This is a genomic window from uncultured Croceicoccus sp. (genome assembly GCF_947496385.1).
Taxonomy (GTDB): domain Bacteria; phylum Pseudomonadota; class Alphaproteobacteria; order Sphingomonadales; family Sphingomonadaceae; genus Croceicoccus.
This window is the reverse complement of sequence record NZ_CANMCP010000001.1, coordinates 483,900-498,520: the sequence shown is the minus strand read 5'-3', so window position 1 is coordinate 498,520 and position 14,621 is coordinate 483,900. Positions and strand designations below refer to the sequence as shown.

The 14,621-nt window shown below is 65.3% G+C and carries 13 protein-coding genes; 5 read left to right on the top strand and 8 right to left on the bottom strand.

Annotated features, from left to right (window positions below; translation table 11 throughout):
* Positions 1-3: 3 nt before the first annotated feature.
* From Q0897_RS02410 to ffh, 7 genes are all read right to left on the bottom strand, one after another.
* Positions 4-2,295: a DPP IV N-terminal domain-containing protein gene (locus tag Q0897_RS02410; protein WP_299307307.1), complete on the bottom strand. Its 2,292-nt coding sequence runs from the start codon at positions 2,293-2,295 to the stop codon at positions 4-6.
* Positions 2,296-2,463: 168 nt separating this feature from the next.
* Positions 2,464-2,838, bottom strand: coding sequence for a 50S ribosomal protein L19 (gene rplS, locus Q0897_RS02405; protein WP_239805529.1), 375 nt, complete (start codon positions 2,836-2,838; stop codon positions 2,464-2,466).
* A gap of 12 nt (positions 2,839-2,850) precedes the next feature.
* Positions 2,851-3,582, bottom strand: a complete 732-nt coding sequence (gene trmD / locus Q0897_RS02400) for a tRNA (guanosine(37)-N1)-methyltransferase TrmD (protein ID WP_299307306.1) — start codon at positions 3,580-3,582, stop codon at positions 2,851-2,853.
* Between the two features lie 63 nt (positions 3,583-3,645).
* Positions 3,646-4,377 carry a DUF5818 domain-containing protein gene (locus Q0897_RS02395; RefSeq protein WP_299307305.1) on the bottom strand — a complete coding sequence of 244 codons (732 nt, stop codon included), beginning with the start codon at positions 4,375-4,377 and terminating at the stop codon, positions 3,646-3,648.
* A gap of 51 nt (positions 4,378-4,428) precedes the next feature.
* A complete protein-coding gene (gene rimM / locus Q0897_RS02390; RefSeq protein ID WP_299307304.1) occupies positions 4,429-4,917 on the bottom strand; it encodes a ribosome maturation factor RimM in 489 nt (162 codons plus the stop codon).
* A gap of 4 nt (positions 4,918-4,921) precedes the next feature.
* Positions 4,922-5,401: a 30S ribosomal protein S16 gene (gene rpsP, locus Q0897_RS02385; protein ID WP_299307303.1), complete on the bottom strand. Its 480-nt coding sequence runs from the start codon at positions 5,399-5,401 to the stop codon at positions 4,922-4,924.
* Positions 5,402-5,444: 43 nt separating this feature from the next.
* A complete protein-coding gene (ffh, locus tag Q0897_RS02380; protein ID WP_299307302.1) occupies positions 5,445-6,908 on the bottom strand; it encodes a signal recognition particle protein in 1,464 nt (487 codons plus the stop codon).
* Between the two features lie 328 nt (positions 6,909-7,236).
* Between ffh and Q0897_RS02375 the strand changes: the two genes are divergently transcribed.
* The 5 genes from Q0897_RS02375 to Q0897_RS02355 all read left to right on the top strand — a co-directional run bounded on the left by Q0897_RS02375 (position 7,237) and on the right by Q0897_RS02355 (position 12,558).
* A complete protein-coding gene (locus Q0897_RS02375) occupies positions 7,237-8,904 on the top strand; it encodes an EAL domain-containing protein (protein WP_299307300.1) in 1,668 nt (555 codons plus the stop codon).
* A gap of 75 nt (positions 8,905-8,979) precedes the next feature.
* Positions 8,980-9,789, top strand: a complete 810-nt coding sequence (gene dapF, locus Q0897_RS02370; RefSeq protein ID WP_299307299.1) for a diaminopimelate epimerase — start codon at positions 8,980-8,982, stop codon at positions 9,787-9,789.
* Positions 9,786-10,976, top strand: coding sequence for a MiaB/RimO family radical SAM methylthiotransferase (locus Q0897_RS02365; RefSeq protein WP_299307298.1), 1,191 nt, complete (start codon positions 9,786-9,788; stop codon positions 10,974-10,976). The genes dapF and Q0897_RS02365 overlap by 4 nt, the downstream gene beginning before the upstream one ends.
* Complete coding sequence (gene ftsY / locus Q0897_RS02360; protein ID WP_299307297.1) at positions 10,973-11,893, top strand: signal recognition particle-docking protein FtsY; 921 nt, start codon at positions 10,973-10,975, stop codon at positions 11,891-11,893. The genes Q0897_RS02365 and ftsY overlap by 4 nt, the downstream gene beginning before the upstream one ends.
* Positions 11,893-12,558 carry an inner membrane-spanning protein YciB gene (locus Q0897_RS02355; protein WP_299307296.1) on the top strand — a complete coding sequence of 222 codons (666 nt, stop codon included), beginning with the start codon at positions 11,893-11,895 and terminating at the stop codon, positions 12,556-12,558. Before ftsY ends, Q0897_RS02355 begins: the two co-directional genes overlap by 1 nt.
* A 47-nt stretch (positions 12,559-12,605) precedes the next feature.
* Here the strand turns inward: Q0897_RS02355 and Q0897_RS02350 are convergent, their stop codons facing one another.
* Positions 12,606-14,534, bottom strand: coding sequence for a potassium transporter Kup (locus tag Q0897_RS02350; protein WP_299307295.1), 1,929 nt, complete (start codon positions 14,532-14,534; stop codon positions 12,606-12,608).
* Positions 14,535-14,621: the final 87 nt, after the last annotated feature.

Below are 14,621 nucleotides of genomic sequence, written 5' to 3'. Positions count from 1 at the left end.
GCCCTATCGCCCGCCGCCGGGCACGCCGTTCGCCTCCAGAAAGCGAAGCGCCGTTTCATAACGATGCACCGATATGACCGGCCCCGAAACACGGTGGGTGTAACCGGGATAGAGCATCATCTCGAACGGGACGCCGCCTTCCTGCATGGCGGAGATCAGCGCGCTGGAATTGTCGAACACGACATTGTCGTCGCTCAGCCCGTGAATAAGGAGCAGCGGATCGGCGATTTTTCCCGCGTCGGCGATGGCGTTGGCCGCTGCATACGCATCGGGCAACTCGCGCGGGTCGCCCATGTACCGTTCGGTGTAATGGGTGTCGTAAAGCTCCCATTTCGTGACCGGCGCGCCCGATATGCCGGCGGCATAAAAACCGGGATCCGCCTCCAGCATCTTGAGCGTCATGTACCCGCCATAGGACCAGCCATCGATCGCGATCCGGTCGGGATCGACATAGTCCAGCGTTTTCAGCCACTCGGCGCCCGTCTTCTGGTCGCGCACCTCGACACTTCCCATCGAGCGGTAGATCGCCTTTTCGAAATCGACGCCGCGATTGGCGCTGCCGCGATTGTCGATCTCGAACCAGATATAGCCCTTGTCGACAATCGCCTGTTGCAACGCGCCGCCCCACGACCGAGACACGACCTGCGCATGCGGGCCGCCGTAATGGGAGAACCACACGGGGTAACGCTTGCCCTGCTCCATCTCGGGCAGGATCATCTTGTAATAAAGCGGCGTGGCGTTTTCGTTCGGGATGGTGCCGAAGATCGCGGGGCGATGGCTCGCGGCGAACGGGGCATAGGGATGATCCGCATCGACGCGGTTTTCCACCAGCCAGGTCAGGCGCGTGCCGGCATTATCGGCGAGATAGCTTTGTGGCGGCTGATTGGGCGAGGATCGCGTGACGATGAGCGCCTGCGCATCCTTGTCCATGCGCGCTCCATGCGAATAGCCTTCCTCGGTGAGGCGAACCGGCGCGCCGCCGCCGGCGTAATCGAGCGCGTAGACATGGTTTTCGAGCACGCCGTCCTTCGTCCCCGACAGCCACAGCCGCCCCGCCGCCTCGTCCACGCCGAGCAGGCCGGTCACGACCCAGTCGCCATCGGTGAGCTGCGTCCACGCGCCATCTGCCAAGCGGTAGAGATGGCCGGATCCGTCACGCTCCGACCACCAGATCAGCGACCCGTCCTTCAGGAAACGATAGTTCGACGTCTGGTTCAGCCAATGCCCCTCGGCCGCCTTTTCGGTGAACAGGACCGTGCTCGCCCCGGTGGCCGGATCGATGCGCAGCATGTCCATGCGCGTCTGCGCCCGGTTCTGCCGCTGTGCGAAGATCGCGCTGCCATCCGGCGCCCAGTCGACGCGGGTGATGTAGATATCGTCGTTCTCACCCAGATCGGCGCGCACGCGGTCGCTGCCATCGGGATCCATGACATAGAGCGCGATTTCCACGTTGGGCGTGCCCGCGGCGGGATAGCGCTGTTCATAAACCTTGGTGCTGCCCGCGCCGATGGCGGTGCGCTGCACCGTGCCGACGCGCGCCTCGTCGAACCGCAGGACGGCGATGCGGCGTTCATCCGGCGACCACCAATACCCGGTATCGCGGCCCATCTCCTCCTGCGCGACGAACTCCGCCTCGCCCCAGTGGACCGTTTCGGCCTCGTCGGGCGGGGTCACGGCCTCCGCCTCGGCCCCGACATCGCCGACGAAGAGCCGCCCGTCACGCACGAAGGAAAGATACCGCCCCTCCGGGCTGAGCGCCGGGTTGAGCTCGCCCGCCTCGCTATCGGTCAGGCGCCGAACCGTGCCGTCGAGCCGCGCGAGATACAGATCCCCGTCGAGCGGCACGAGAATGCTCTGCCCATCGTCGGACCATTCATAGGCGACGATACCCTTCAAACTGCCGATGCGGGCGCGCTCGCGCTGCATCTTTTCCGCCTCGGACAATTCGCGGCCAGACCCCAGCTTTTCGGAATCGACCAGCATCGACCATGCGTTCGCCTCACGGTCGAATGCCCACAGGTCGTAACGCTCGCGGTCATCCTCCCGATTGCGCAGGACGGTGAGGTAGCGCCCGTCGGGCGACAGCCGCGGCACACGCGGCCCCGGACCGTCGAGTGCGGGGCTGGCGAATACGCGCTCGAGCGTGAGCGGGCGTTGCTCAGCCGCCGGAACGTCCATCGGTGCCGTCACGACCGGCTGTGCCATCTGTGCGAAGGCCGCAGGCGCGGTGCCCGCCATCAAACCGGCCATCAGAAACGCACCCGAGACGGCGCGGCTTGCGGAAAATCGAAACATGGGAAAAATCGTCCTATCGTCATCTGCGCCATGGTTCGCGCAAGCGGCGGACAATTGCAACCACCGGGAGACGAGCGGTTGCGACACCCCCCGAATAAGCCGCACACACGAAAAAGGGCGGCCCCGTTACGGCGCCGCCCTTCAACCTTGCGATACTGTCGCCGAGGCTCAGCTCGACTTGCGGTCGTCGCGACGTTCCGCGATACGCGCACGCTTGCCGGTCCGGCCGCGCAGGTAATACAGCTTTGCGCGACGCACGATACCACGGCGCACCACGGTAATGTTGTCGAGAATCGGCGAGTAGAGCGGGAACACGCGCTCCACGCCTTCGCCGAAGCTGATCTTGCGCACGGTGAAGTTCGAGCCCATGCCGCGGTTCGACCGCGCGATGCACACGCCTTCGAAATTCTGCACACGCTCACGCGTGCCTTCGACGACGCGCACGCCGACGCGCACGGTGTCGCCCGCACGGAATTCGGGGATGTCCTTGCCTTCTTTCAGGCTCTCGATGGCTTCCGCCTCGAGCTGCTGGATCAGGTTCATATCCTGTGTCTCTCAGTCTTCTTGCCGCGCGCCAGAGGCAGATCGGACCCGACCGTCACCATGACGATCCCAAAGATCCGGCCTGCGTAACCGTGTGTCATCCTCCGCCCGTTGTTTCCGCCAGGCGGCGATCTTCGCATGATCCCCCGATCGCAGCACTTCAGGGATCGTGCGCCCTTCCCATGTGACGGGCCGGGTATAGTGCGGATATTCCAGAAGACCGCTTTCAAACGATTCTTCCACTCCGCTCCAAGCCGCGCCCATTACGCCGGGCAGGAGCCGAATGCAAGCGTCGAGCACCATCAAGGCCGCCGGCTCCCCGCCCGAAAGCACGATGTCGCCGACCGACACCTCCTCGACCTCCCGCCCGTCGAAAATACGCTCGTCGAACCCTTCGAATCGGCCGCACACTATCGTCACCCCCGGCCCCGCGGCGAGTTCGCGGATGCGCGCCTGTGAAATGGGGCGTCCGCGCGGCGTCATGGCGAGGACCGGCGCATCGGGTGACAGGCCCCGCGCATGGTCGATGGCGCGGGCCAGCACGTCGGGTTTGAGCACCATGCCCGCGCCGCCACCCGCAGGCGTATCGTCCACGGTGCGATGCTTGTCGGTCGCAAAGTCCCGGATCTGCACCGCATTCATCGACCAGGTTCCGGCGGCATGCGCCCGCCCGGCCAACGACACGCCGAGCGGCCCTGGAAACATTTCGGGATAGAGCGTGAGGACGGTGGCGGTAAAACTCATGCCCAGCCGGTTAGCGGGCGCCGCCCCGCCGGGCCAGCATTCATTGCCGCGCCCCGGGCGCGATCACCCACATTTCACGAAAACGACGCCGTCGCCTGTAATCCTGTGCCCGGCCAGCGTCACCACCGGCCCGTCGCCCGGCATCACCGCCAGCCCGTCCGGGCCGCGTGATTCGATCGGCATGCGCGCGATGCCATCCGCCCATTCGAAGGCCGGATCGTCACCTGTTGCGACGACGCCGGTTTCCGGCAGGCCATCGATCCGCGTTTCGATGATGGTCCGGCCCGCCCCGGTGCGGGTCACGTCGAAATCGGGCTTTTCGCAATTGGCATTCACGCCCTTCGCGACCCAGCTTCCCGCGACATGGCGCGCGGTGATCGCCGTCCCGCCGGCGCGGGCGGGGTCGCGGTCGCGGGCGGGCGGATCGCGGCGTTCGATGCGGTCGATGGCGATGGTGCCGGCACCCTCCATGCACAGGCTCGTACCGGCGAGAGACCCCGTGATGTGGACGTAGTCGCCCGGCGTAAAATCGCCCTCGCCAAGATTTACGGCATAGGCTTCGCCGTCGGGCGTGCGAAGAACTGCGCATTCGGTCCCTTGGGCAAGCCGGCCTTCGAATTGCCGCAAGCCGTCACCGGACCGCGCATCGCCGGCGTCGTCCTGCGGTTCGGAAGAGTTCACGGTGGCATCGCCGTCCAGCCCGGTGAGGTCAGGTTGTTCGGACGCATCGCCGCCACACGCGGCAAGCAGGAGCGCGCCGGCGGACACGAAACAATATCTCGAAAAAACAGCCATATCATGGCCAACACGTCAGACGGGCCCGTGTTCCGAATCCGCCGAACCGGGTCAGATTTCGGCGAAACCCTCGGCCACGGTGAGGGTCGTATCGTCCCATCCCGGCACCGCGTCCCGCGTCATCGGGACCATGAAGCGCTTGCCGTCGGGCCTCTCGATCTCGACTACGTCGCCCGCGCCGTAATTCTCGACCGCAACCACCTTGCCAAGGATGGTGCCATCGCCCGAAACCGCGTCGAGAGCGAGGAGGTCGGCGTGGTAATATTCCCCCTCGTCGAGCGGGGGCAGCGCATCGCGCGGCACGGTCAGCACGGTCCCGCGCAGCGCCTCCGCCGCATTGCGATCGGCGATTTCGGCAAAGCGCGCGACGGCGCCGCCCTTGCCATCGTCGCGGATTTTCTGCGCGGTCAGGGCGCCATCGTTGAAGGCGCGGAATCGCCGAAGCGAGTCCACGCCTTCTCCGAACAGCTTCAGCCGCACGTCGCCCGTCACCCCGTGCGCGCCGGTGACAGCGGCCAGGGTAACGGTGCGCAGCGCCATGGGATCAGTCCTCGGCCTTTTCTTCGGACCCTTCCGCGGGTTCCTGGCTGCTTTCGCCTTCAATGGCCTGGCCTTCGTCGCCGGCATCGCCACTGGGGGTCGCGAAGTTTGCTTCCTCTTCGGCGGCCTTGGCAGCTTCGGCGGCGGCTGCGGCCTTCTCGGCGCGCTCTTCCTCACGCTCCTTGGCCTTCTCGCCCGGCTCACCCTTGTTCGGGTTGTTGCGGGCGGCGCGCTCCTTGATCCCGGCCTTGTCGAGGAAACGTGCGACGCGGTCGCTCGGCTGTGCGCCGACGCCGAGCCAGTAATTCACGCGATCCTCGATGAGGGTCACGCGCTTGTCGTCCTCCTTGGCGAGCAGCGGGTTGTAGGTGCCGACCTGCTCCAGATACTTGCCGTCGCGCGGGCTGCGCGCATCGGCGACGACGATGCGGTAATAGGGACGCTTTTTCGCACCACCGCGCGACAGACGCATTGCAATTGCCATGATATTCTACCTTTCGTTCAAACTGTAATCTATTGAATTGACGTTATTTCTTCAAAAGCTTGGCGAGATCGGGCGGAAGCTCGCCGCCGCCCATTCCGCCCGGACCGGCACCCCCGCCCAGCCCCGGCATCGCGGCATCGAGCCCGCCCTTGCCGAACAGTGCGCCGAGACCTTTGAGCCCGCCCATCTTCTTGATCTGCTTCATCGCCTTGGACATTTCCTGATGCATTTTCAGCACCTTGTTCACGTCCTGCACCTCCACGCCGGAGCCGGCCGCGACGCGCCGCTTGCGCTTTGCATTGAGCAGCGCGGGTTTCGCACGTTCGTCCGGCGTCATCGACGAGATGATCGCATCCATGCGCAGCAGCACCCGGTCGTCCATATTGGCGGACGCCATCGCCTGCTTGGCCTTCTTCATGCCGGGCATCATGCCCGCAATCGCGCCCAGCCCGCCCATCTTCGTCATCTGCTGCAACTGCATGCGCAGGTCGTTGAGGTCGAACTCACCCTTCGACATGCGGCGGGCGAGCCGTTCGGCGTCCTCCGCCTTGACGCTCTCCGCCGCCTTTTCGACGATGGAGACGATGTCGCCCATGCCCAGGATGCGATTGGCGACACGGACAGGATCGAACGCCTCGATCGCGTCGAGTTTTTCGCCCGTGCCCGCAAACTTGATCGGCTTGCCGGTGACGGCGCGCATGGAAAGCGTCGCACCGCCGCGCGCATCGCCGTCCATGCGGGTCAGCACCACGCCGGTCAGCGGCACTTCGCCGGTAAAGCTCTGCGCGACATTGACCGCGTCCTGCCCGGTCAGCGCATCGACGACGAGCAGCACTTCCTTCGGCGCGGAGACGGCGGCAACCGCCTTCATCTCCGCCATCAGCGCCTCGTCCACGTGCAGCCGGCCCGCGGTGTCGAGCATCAGCACGTCGAAACTCTGCAATTTCGCGGCCTGAAGCGCGCGGGTTGCGATGTCGACCGGCTGTTGCCCGGCGATGATCGGCAAGGTCGCGACATCCGCCTGCGTGCCCAACACGGCAAGCTGTTCCTGCGCCGCAGGGCGATTGACGTCGAGCGACGCCATCATCACCTTCTTGCCTTCCTTCTCGCGAAGGCGCTTGGCGATCTTGGCGGTGCTGGTGGTCTTGCCCGACCCCTGCAGGCCGACCATCATGATCACGACCGGCGGTTTCGCATCGAGGTTGAGCGCGCTCGTATCGGCGCCCTCGCCTTCGGCGTCGCCGCCGCCGAGCATTTCGACCAGCGCGTCATTGACGATCTTGACGACCTGCTGCCCCGGCGTGACCGAACGCAGCACCTGCTGCCCGATGGCCTGTTCGGTGACCTTGTCGATGAAGCGCCGCACGACCGGGAGCGCCACGTCGGCCTCCAGCAACGCGATCCGCACCTCGCGCATGGCGGCGCGGACGTCGTCCTCCTGCAAGGCACCGCGACCGCGCAGCGAATCGAATACGCCGCTCAGCCGGTCGGACAGCGAATCGAACATGGCCGCATCTCCATCTGGCGCATCGGCGCCGGTGTGAACCCGTGGCGCCGTGCGCGCCGCTTGAAACCGCTACGAAAAACGCGAAAAACGCCGATGGGCGAAACCTCGCCGATCAGCGTAGCGCGTATCACGCATGGAACGATGACACAGCCCAATGGCCTGCCTTCGCCGGATCCGATAGCGCAGACCCGCCTCGCTTGCAAGTGGGCCGCGCGCCCCCGCCAGCGCAGAGCCGGTATTTTACAAAATCTTTACCGCCGATCGAATAGGCTACGGACCACACCGGCCGGGAGGCCCGCAAGAAGCAGCGAGATGGCCACCCCCCGACATGGCGAAAAGCAGGCAACACAAGCACGAGAAACGCGGGGAGGCAGCGGACCGCCCGCCTGTCCTGCCGCTCGGCGTGATGATCGGCGCGCTCGTGACCTTCATCGCGCAGCTTTGCTATGCCTTGCCGATGTTCTGGAGCTATATGCGCGGCAATACCGCTGCGCGCGCGGACCTCACCCCGATCAGCGCGCTTCTGCTCAATATCGCGCTCATCCTGCTTGGATGGTTCCGGTATCGCGATCTTCGGGCCGAGATCGCCGCCCATCGCCGCGATGCGAGCCGCGCCCGGTCGCTTGCGCTCACCGATGCGCTGACCGGGGCGCTCAACCGCCGCTCGCTCATGCCCGAACTCGACGCACGGCTCGAACAGGCGCGCAATACCGGGCGCGCCGTGGCCTTTCTCATGGTTGATATCGACAGGTTCAAGCAGATCAACGACCTCAATGGCCACCGCGCGGGCGATGCCGTCCTCGTCGAGGTGGTGTCCCGCATACGTGCGCTTCTGCCCGACCATGCGAGCATCGCGCGGCTCGGCGGTGACGAATTTGCCTGCGTGCTGGATTACGACAGCGACGCGCCCGGCGCGCTGGAGGAGTTGTGCGCGCGGCTGGTCGTCGCGGCAAGCCGGCCCATCGCGGTTGCCGGCGGCTCGATCTGCGTGACGCTTTCGCTCGGCATCGCGTCGAGCATCGATATCGCGAAATGCAAGGCGCCCGGTTCGGACGCGCTGCTCCACATGGCCGACATGGCGATGTATCACGCCAAGAAGCACGGCCGCGACCGATTTCACTGGTACACGCCGGAGATGGAGAGCGAACTGCAACGGCGCAGTGCGCTCGAAAACGGTATCCGCCGCGGCATCGCACAAGGGGAGTTCGTCCCCTATTACGAGCAGCAGGTGGACCTCGAAACCGGCAGGCTGACGGGCTTCGAAATGCTTGCCCGCTGGCAGAATCCGGAACTGGGGCTCATCACCCCGGATGCCTTCATTCCCGTCGCCGAGGAAATGAACGTGATCGCCGAATTGTCCGAAACCGTGATTGCACAGGCGTTGCGGGACGCACGCGAATGGGACCGGGAGCTGATCCTGTCGGTCAATATCTCCCCGGTGCAGATACGCGACCCGTGGTTCGCGCATCGCTTGGTCAAGCTTCTGGCTGCGGCGAATTTTCCGGGCGAGCGGCTGGAAATCGAAATTTCCGAAGGATGCCTGCGGGAGGATATGGCGCTCGTGCGCTCCATGATCACCAGCCTCAAGAATCAGGGGGTGCGTGTCAGCCTCGACGATTTCGGCAACAGCTATGCGTCCATGGCCGAACTTCGCGCGCTGCCCTTTGACAGGGTGAAGATCGACCGCGGCTTCATCGCGCAGCTCACCTGTCAGGAAGAGAGCGAGGCCGCGGTGCACGCGATCAGCGCCATCGCGCAAGGGTTCGACCTGCCAGTCACGGTCGAGGGCGTCGAAAGCGGCCCCGTCCGCAACCTGCTGCGCAAGATGGGGCGGTTCAAGGGGCAGGGCTATTATTACGGGCGCCCCGAACCGGCCGAGCGGGTCCGCGCCCGCTTGCGCAGCGAAGCGCGCCTTGTCGTGAACGAGCCGTCGCGGACCGAACGCGATGCCACGAAGGCCGAGCGGGAAAATCCGAACGCGGCCTGGCACCCCTGAAACCGGCGCACGGGGCGCGCCCGTACTGTCACCGCGCACTGGACGTTGCCCGTCGCACTGCCTAGAGCCGGGACCATGCAGATCCCTTTCACCAAGATGCACGGGCTGGGCAATGATTTCGTCGTGCTGGACGCGCGGGAACGCAGCCTGCCGCCACTCGGCCCGGCCACGGCCGCGGCGCTTGCCGACCGTCACACGGGCATCGGCTGCGATCAGCTCGTATTGATCGAACCGTCGCGGCACGCGGACTGGAAAATGCGTATTTTCAATGCCGATGGGAGCGAGGTCGAGGCCTGCGGCAATGCGGCCCGCGCGGTCGGCATGCTCATCGGCGGGGCGGTCTCGCTCGAAACACTGGGCGGTGATATTCGCGCCGTGCCCGACGGCGGCGGCATCGCGGTCGACATGGGCGTACCGCGTTTCGGATGGCAGGATGTTCCGCTCGCCTATGCGATGGACACGCTTTCGTTGCCGCTGGGCTGGGACGGGCTCGAAAATCCGGTGTGCGTGAATGTCGGCAATCCGCATGCCGTGTTCTTCGTCGACGATGCCGATGCGGTGGCACTCGACACGCTTGGCCCCGTTATCGAAAACGATGCGGTCTTTCCCGAACGGATCAATGTCAATGTCGCAAGCGTAACGGCGCGCGACGCAATCTCTCTGCGCGTATGGGAACGCGGCGCCGGGCTCACGCGGGCGTGCGGAACCGGTGCATGCGCAACCGCGGTGGCGGCGATGCGGCGCGGCCTGACCGACCGGGCGGTGACCGTGACCCTGCCGGGCGGTCCGCTTTCCATCCGGTGGGGCGACGACGACCGCATCACCATGACCGGCCCGGCGACCATCGCCTTTACAGGACAGTTCGATTGGGGCGATTACGCGTGAGCGAGGCGCAGATCGTGACGCTTGGCTGCCGCATGAACATCGCCGAGAGCGACAGCATTCGCGCCATGCTCGCCGACAGCCCCGATACCGTGGTCGTCAATAGCTGCGCCGTTACGGAGGAGGCCGTGCGCCAGACGCGCAAGGCAATCCGCCGCCTGCGCCGTGCGCGGCCAGATGCGCGCCTGCTCGTCACCGGATGCGCGGCCGATATCGAACGCAGCCAGATTTCGGCAATGGACGAGGTGGACGGCATCGTCGCCAATACGGCAAAGCTCGATCCGCGCAGCTGGAACGTGCCCGCTGCCACCGTGCCGCGCCCCGATGTCGCCCATACGCGCGCCTTCATCGCGGTGCAGAACGGGTGCGATCACGCCTGCACCTTCTGCGTCATTCCGCAGGGGCGCGGGCAGAGCCGCTCGCTGACTATCGCGCAAGTGCTCCGCGAGGTGGAGGGCCATCTTGCGCTCGGCGCACCGGAGATCGTGCTGACCGGCGTGGACGTGACCTCGTGGGGCAGCGATCTGCCGGGACGTCCTGCGCTCGGCACGCTCGTCGGTGCGATCCTCGATGCGTTTCCCCGGCTGGCCCGGCTCCGCCTGTCGTCCGTGGACGGGGCGGAGATGGACGATACGCTCGCCGCGCTCCTCATGCACGAAGCGCGCGTCATGCCGCATGTGCATCTCTCGCTCCAATCGGGCGACGACATGATCTTGAAGCGGATGAAGCGTCGCCATTCACGGGCGCAGGCGATCACGCTCGTCGAACGGTTGCGATCCGCGCGCCCCGACATGGCCATCGGCGCCGACCTCATCGCCGGATTTCCGACGGAAAGCGAGGCCATGCATGCCTCCAACCTGTCGATCATTCGCGAATGCGGCATCGTGCACGGGCATGTCTTTCCCTATTCGCCGCGCCCCGGCACGCCCGCCGCGCGCATGCCGCAGGTGCCGCCGCCCATCGTGAAACGGCGCGCCGCGGAATTGCGCGCCGCCGTTGCCGAAACGCGCGATGCGTGGCTGCGCGGGCTTCACGGAAGCGTGCATCGTGTGCTCGCCGAACGCGACGGCACCGGCCACGCGGAGAATTTCGCCCGGTTCCGCCTCCCCGACGGGGTCGCGGCGGGCACCATCGTCACCATGAAAGCGGACGCGGTCGAAAACGGCCTCGTCACCGGGAGTATCGTATGAGCGAAAGCTGGAAAGACCGCGTTTTCGGAGGATTCCGCAAGACATCGGCCCGGCTGTCCGAAAACCTGTCGGGCATAACCGGCGCCACGCGGTTGAGCGAGGATCAGCTCGACGAGCTCGAGGATGCGCTGATCCTGTCCGATCTCGGTCCGCGTGCGGCGATGCGGATCCGCGACCATCTCGCCGAAAAACGGTTCGAGCGCGGCGCCGACGAACGCGCGATACAGGAAGCCGTCGCCGAGGAGATCGCGGAAATCCTGCGCCCCGTGGCAAAGCCGCTCGACATCGTGGCCTTCCCCCGGCCGCAGGTCATCCTCGTCATCGGGGTCAACGGATCGGGCAAGACGACCACCATCGCAAAGCTCGCCCATCTGTTTCAGGAGCAGGATTATTCGGTCATGCTGGCCGCCGGCGACACGTTCCGCGCCGCCGCCATCGGGCAGTTGAAGGTATGGGCCGACCGGCTCGGCATCGACATCGTGACCGGACCCGAAGGCGGCGACCCGGCCAGCGTGGTGTTCGACGGGGTGAAGGCCGCGACGCAGCGGGGCATCGACACTCTCATCGTCGATACGGCCGGACGCTTGCAGAACAAGCGCGAATTGATGGACGAGCTGTCCAAGATCCGCAAAGTGCTCGGCCGGCTCAATCCCGAGGCGCCGCATGACGTGCTGCTCGTGCTCGACGCGACGAACGGACAGAACGCGCTGCAACAGGTCGAGGTGTTCCAGCAAAGCGCGAACGTCACCGGCCTCATCATGACGAAGCTCGACGGGACGGCGCGCGGCGGCGTGCTGGTCGCGGCGGCGCAGCAGTTCGGGCTGCCCATTCACGCGATCGGTGTGGGCGAACGGATCGACGACCTGCGCCCCTTCGATCCCGAACTTGTCGCCCGCGTGATTGCAGGAATCGCCTGATGGAACAGCGCCCCTCCCCTTCCCCGGCGCCGAAGCGCAAGTCGGGCCTGGTCAATCTCGCCATCGATTACGGACCGCTGCTCGTGTTCTTCATCGTGTATCGCTGGGCCAGTCCGGACGATGACGGCAATGCGGTCGGCGAGGTTCTGGCCGTGGTGAAGGGGACGGTGGCCTTCATCGTAGCCGCGCTGGTCGCGCTCGCCGTGTCGAAGTGGAAGCTCGGCCATGTCACGCCGATGCTGATGCTTTCGACCGCGCTGATCGTGTTTTTCGGCGGGCTGACCATCCTGTTTCAGGATCCGGTGTTCGTGCAGGTGAAGCCGACGATCATCTACTCCCTCTTTGCCGCCGCGCTGCTCATCGGCGTCTGGCGGGGCAAGGCCTTGCTCAAATATCTGCTCGACGCCGCGTTCGAGGGGCTTTCGGATCGCGGCTGGATGAAACTTTCGCGGAACTGGGGCTTCTATTTCATCGGGCTGGCCGTGCTGAACGAGGTGCTGCGCGCGACATTGTCGTTCGATAGCTGGCTGGCGACGAAATTCTACGTGTTCATGCCGCTCTCGTTCCTCTTCACCTTCAGCCAGCTGCCGATGATGATGCGCGAGGGGCTCGGTGGCGGCGCGGCGGACGAAGCGATGAGCGAGCAGCCGCCCACCGGTGAATGATCCGGACCCGGTGCGCGCCCTGAGGCAGGCCGGGACGAGCAGCGCCGCTAGATCTTCAGCTGGCTGCCCAGTTCCACGACGCGATTGGTCGGCAGGCGGAAGAATTCCATCGCGCTTGCCGCATTGCGCAGCATCCATGCGAACAGCTTTTCCCGCCACAGCGCCATGCCGGGCTTGTCCGCGCTCAACAATGTCTGGCGCGAGAGGAAGAAGCTCGTCTGCATCATGTCGAAGGGTGCGCCGCACATCTCGATCGTCTTGAGCGCGCGCGGCACGTCCGTCTCCTCAAGGAAACCGAAATGCAGCGTCACCTTGAAGAAGCTGTCGCCGAACTGCTCCACCTGAGAGCGATGCCCCGCATCGACGAAGGGCACATCCTCGATGATCACGGTGAGGATCACGACCCGTTCGTGCAGCACCTTGTTGTGCTTGATATTGTGGAGCAGCGCGGACGGCACGCCCGCATTCGCGCTGGCCATGAAAACCGCCGTTCCCGGCACGCGCGCGGCCGAGTTATGCGCCGATTTCGCGAACACGCCGATGGGGATCGATTCCACCGCCATGTTCTCCTTCATCAGCGCGCGGCCCCGGTTCCACGTCGTCAGCAGGGTAAAGATCACCAGCCCCATCACCAGCGGCACCCAGCCGCCATCGGGAATCTTCGTAAGGTTCGCACCCAGATAGGCCGCGTCGAGCAGGAAGAACACGATGAGCAGCGGGGCTGCCTGCCACCATTTCCAGTTCCACAGTTTCAGGAGCACGACGCCGAGCAGGAAATTGTCGATCATCATCGCGCCCGTCACCGCGATGCCATAGGCGGCGGTGAGGTTCGACGAACGCTGGAACACCACGACCAGCAAAAGCACCGCAGTCATCAGCGCCCAGTTCACCAGCGGAATGAAGATCTGCCCGGCATGCAGCGAGGTATGCTTGATCGTCATGCGCGGCACGAAACCGAGCTGTATCGCCTGCTGCGTGACGGAGAACGCACCGGAAATCACCGCCTGGCTGGCGATGACCGCCGCCATCGACGCGATGATGAGCAAGGGCCACTGAAACCAGTCCGGCGCGAGATAATAGAACGGGCTTTCCAGCGCGGCGGGATTGCGCAGCAGCAGCGCGGCCTGTCCCAGATAGTTCAGCGTCAGCGCCGGCAGCACCAGCGTCATCCACGATACGCGGATCGGCGGGCGCCCGAAATGGCCCATGTCGGCATAGAGCGCCTCCGCCCCCGTCACGGCAAGAACCGCGGCACCCATCGCGAGAAACCCGCGCAGCGGATCGGCAATGAACATGGACACCGCATAATGCGGCGACAGCGACCACAGCACGTCGGGCATGCGGATGATACTGGCGAGGCCGAGCACCGCGATGGTACCGAAATAGACCAGCATGACCGGCCCGAACAATTTCGCCACGCGCGCCGTCCCGCGCGACTGTATGAAGAAAAGCCCGACGATGATGCCCATGACGAGCGGCACGACGAAATCCTTCATCCCCGGCGAATAGACGGCCAGCCCCTCGATCGCGCCGAGCACGGACACCGCCGGCGTGATCATCGAATCGCCGTAGAACAGCGCGGTCGCGAACACGCCCATCAGCACGACGAACTTCGTCACGCGCTTGTCCTTGCGCATCGCGCCCTGGATGAGCGCGATGAGCGCGAGGCTCCCCCCCTCGCCCCGGTTGTCGGCGCGCATGATGATGGTCACGTATTTGATCATCACGATCACGATCATGGACCAGAACATGAGGCTGATGATGCCGAACACGTGCAGCTGATCGAGCGGGAGCGGATGATGCCCGGCAAACGTATCGCGCATCGCGTAAAGCGGGCTGGTGCCGATGTCGCCGAACACGACGCCAATGGCACCGACGGCGAGTTTCAGGACGTTCTTTTCATGGCTGCGATGCTGGTCAGCCGGAAGCCCGGCAGGCAGCGTCGGAGAAGTCTCGCCCTTGGCGGTCTCGCTCATCGGATACTCCTGCCATGGGGGCGGGCGTGCAACGTATTGCCGGCACATGATGCCAGGCGGGCCATAGCGGATCGCCGCTTAGCAGCG

Bases quoted from the DNA above. Each gene is read 5' to 3' on its own strand.
- ftsY (WP_299307297.1), top strand. From the start codon at position 10,973: ATGAGCGAAAGCTGGAAAGACCGCGTTTTCGGAGGATTCCGCAAGACA.
- rimM (WP_299307304.1), bottom strand. From the start codon at position 4,917: ATGGCGCTGCGCACCGTTACCCTGGCCGCTGTCACCGGCGCGCACGGG.
- ffh (WP_299307302.1), bottom strand. From the start codon at position 6,908: ATGTTCGATTCGCTGTCCGACCGGCTGAGCGGCGTATTCGATTCGCTG.
- Q0897_RS02395 (WP_299307305.1), bottom strand. From the start codon at position 4,377: ATGGCTGTTTTTTCGAGATATTGTTTCGTGTCCGCCGGCGCGCTCCTG.
- Q0897_RS02350 (WP_299307295.1), bottom strand. From the start codon at position 14,534: ATGAGCGAGACCGCCAAGGGCGAGACTTCTCCGACGCTGCCTGCCGGG.
- rplS (WP_239805529.1), bottom strand. From the start codon at position 2,838: ATGAACCTGATCCAGCAGCTCGAGGCGGAAGCCATCGAGAGCCTGAAA.
- Q0897_RS02375 (WP_299307300.1), top strand. From the start codon at position 7,237: ATGGCGAAAAGCAGGCAACACAAGCACGAGAAACGCGGGGAGGCAGCG.
- Q0897_RS02355 (WP_299307296.1), top strand. From the start codon at position 11,893: ATGGAACAGCGCCCCTCCCCTTCCCCGGCGCCGAAGCGCAAGTCGGGC.
- Q0897_RS02410 (WP_299307307.1), bottom strand. From the start codon at position 2,295: ATGTTTCGATTTTCCGCAAGCCGCGCCGTCTCGGGTGCGTTTCTGATG.
- rpsP (WP_299307303.1), bottom strand. From the start codon at position 5,401: ATGGCAATTGCAATGCGTCTGTCGCGCGGTGGTGCGAAAAAGCGTCCC.
- trmD (WP_299307306.1), bottom strand. From the start codon at position 3,582: ATGAGTTTTACCGCCACCGTCCTCACGCTCTATCCCGAAATGTTTCCA.
- dapF (WP_299307299.1), top strand. From the start codon at position 8,980: ATGCAGATCCCTTTCACCAAGATGCACGGGCTGGGCAATGATTTCGTC.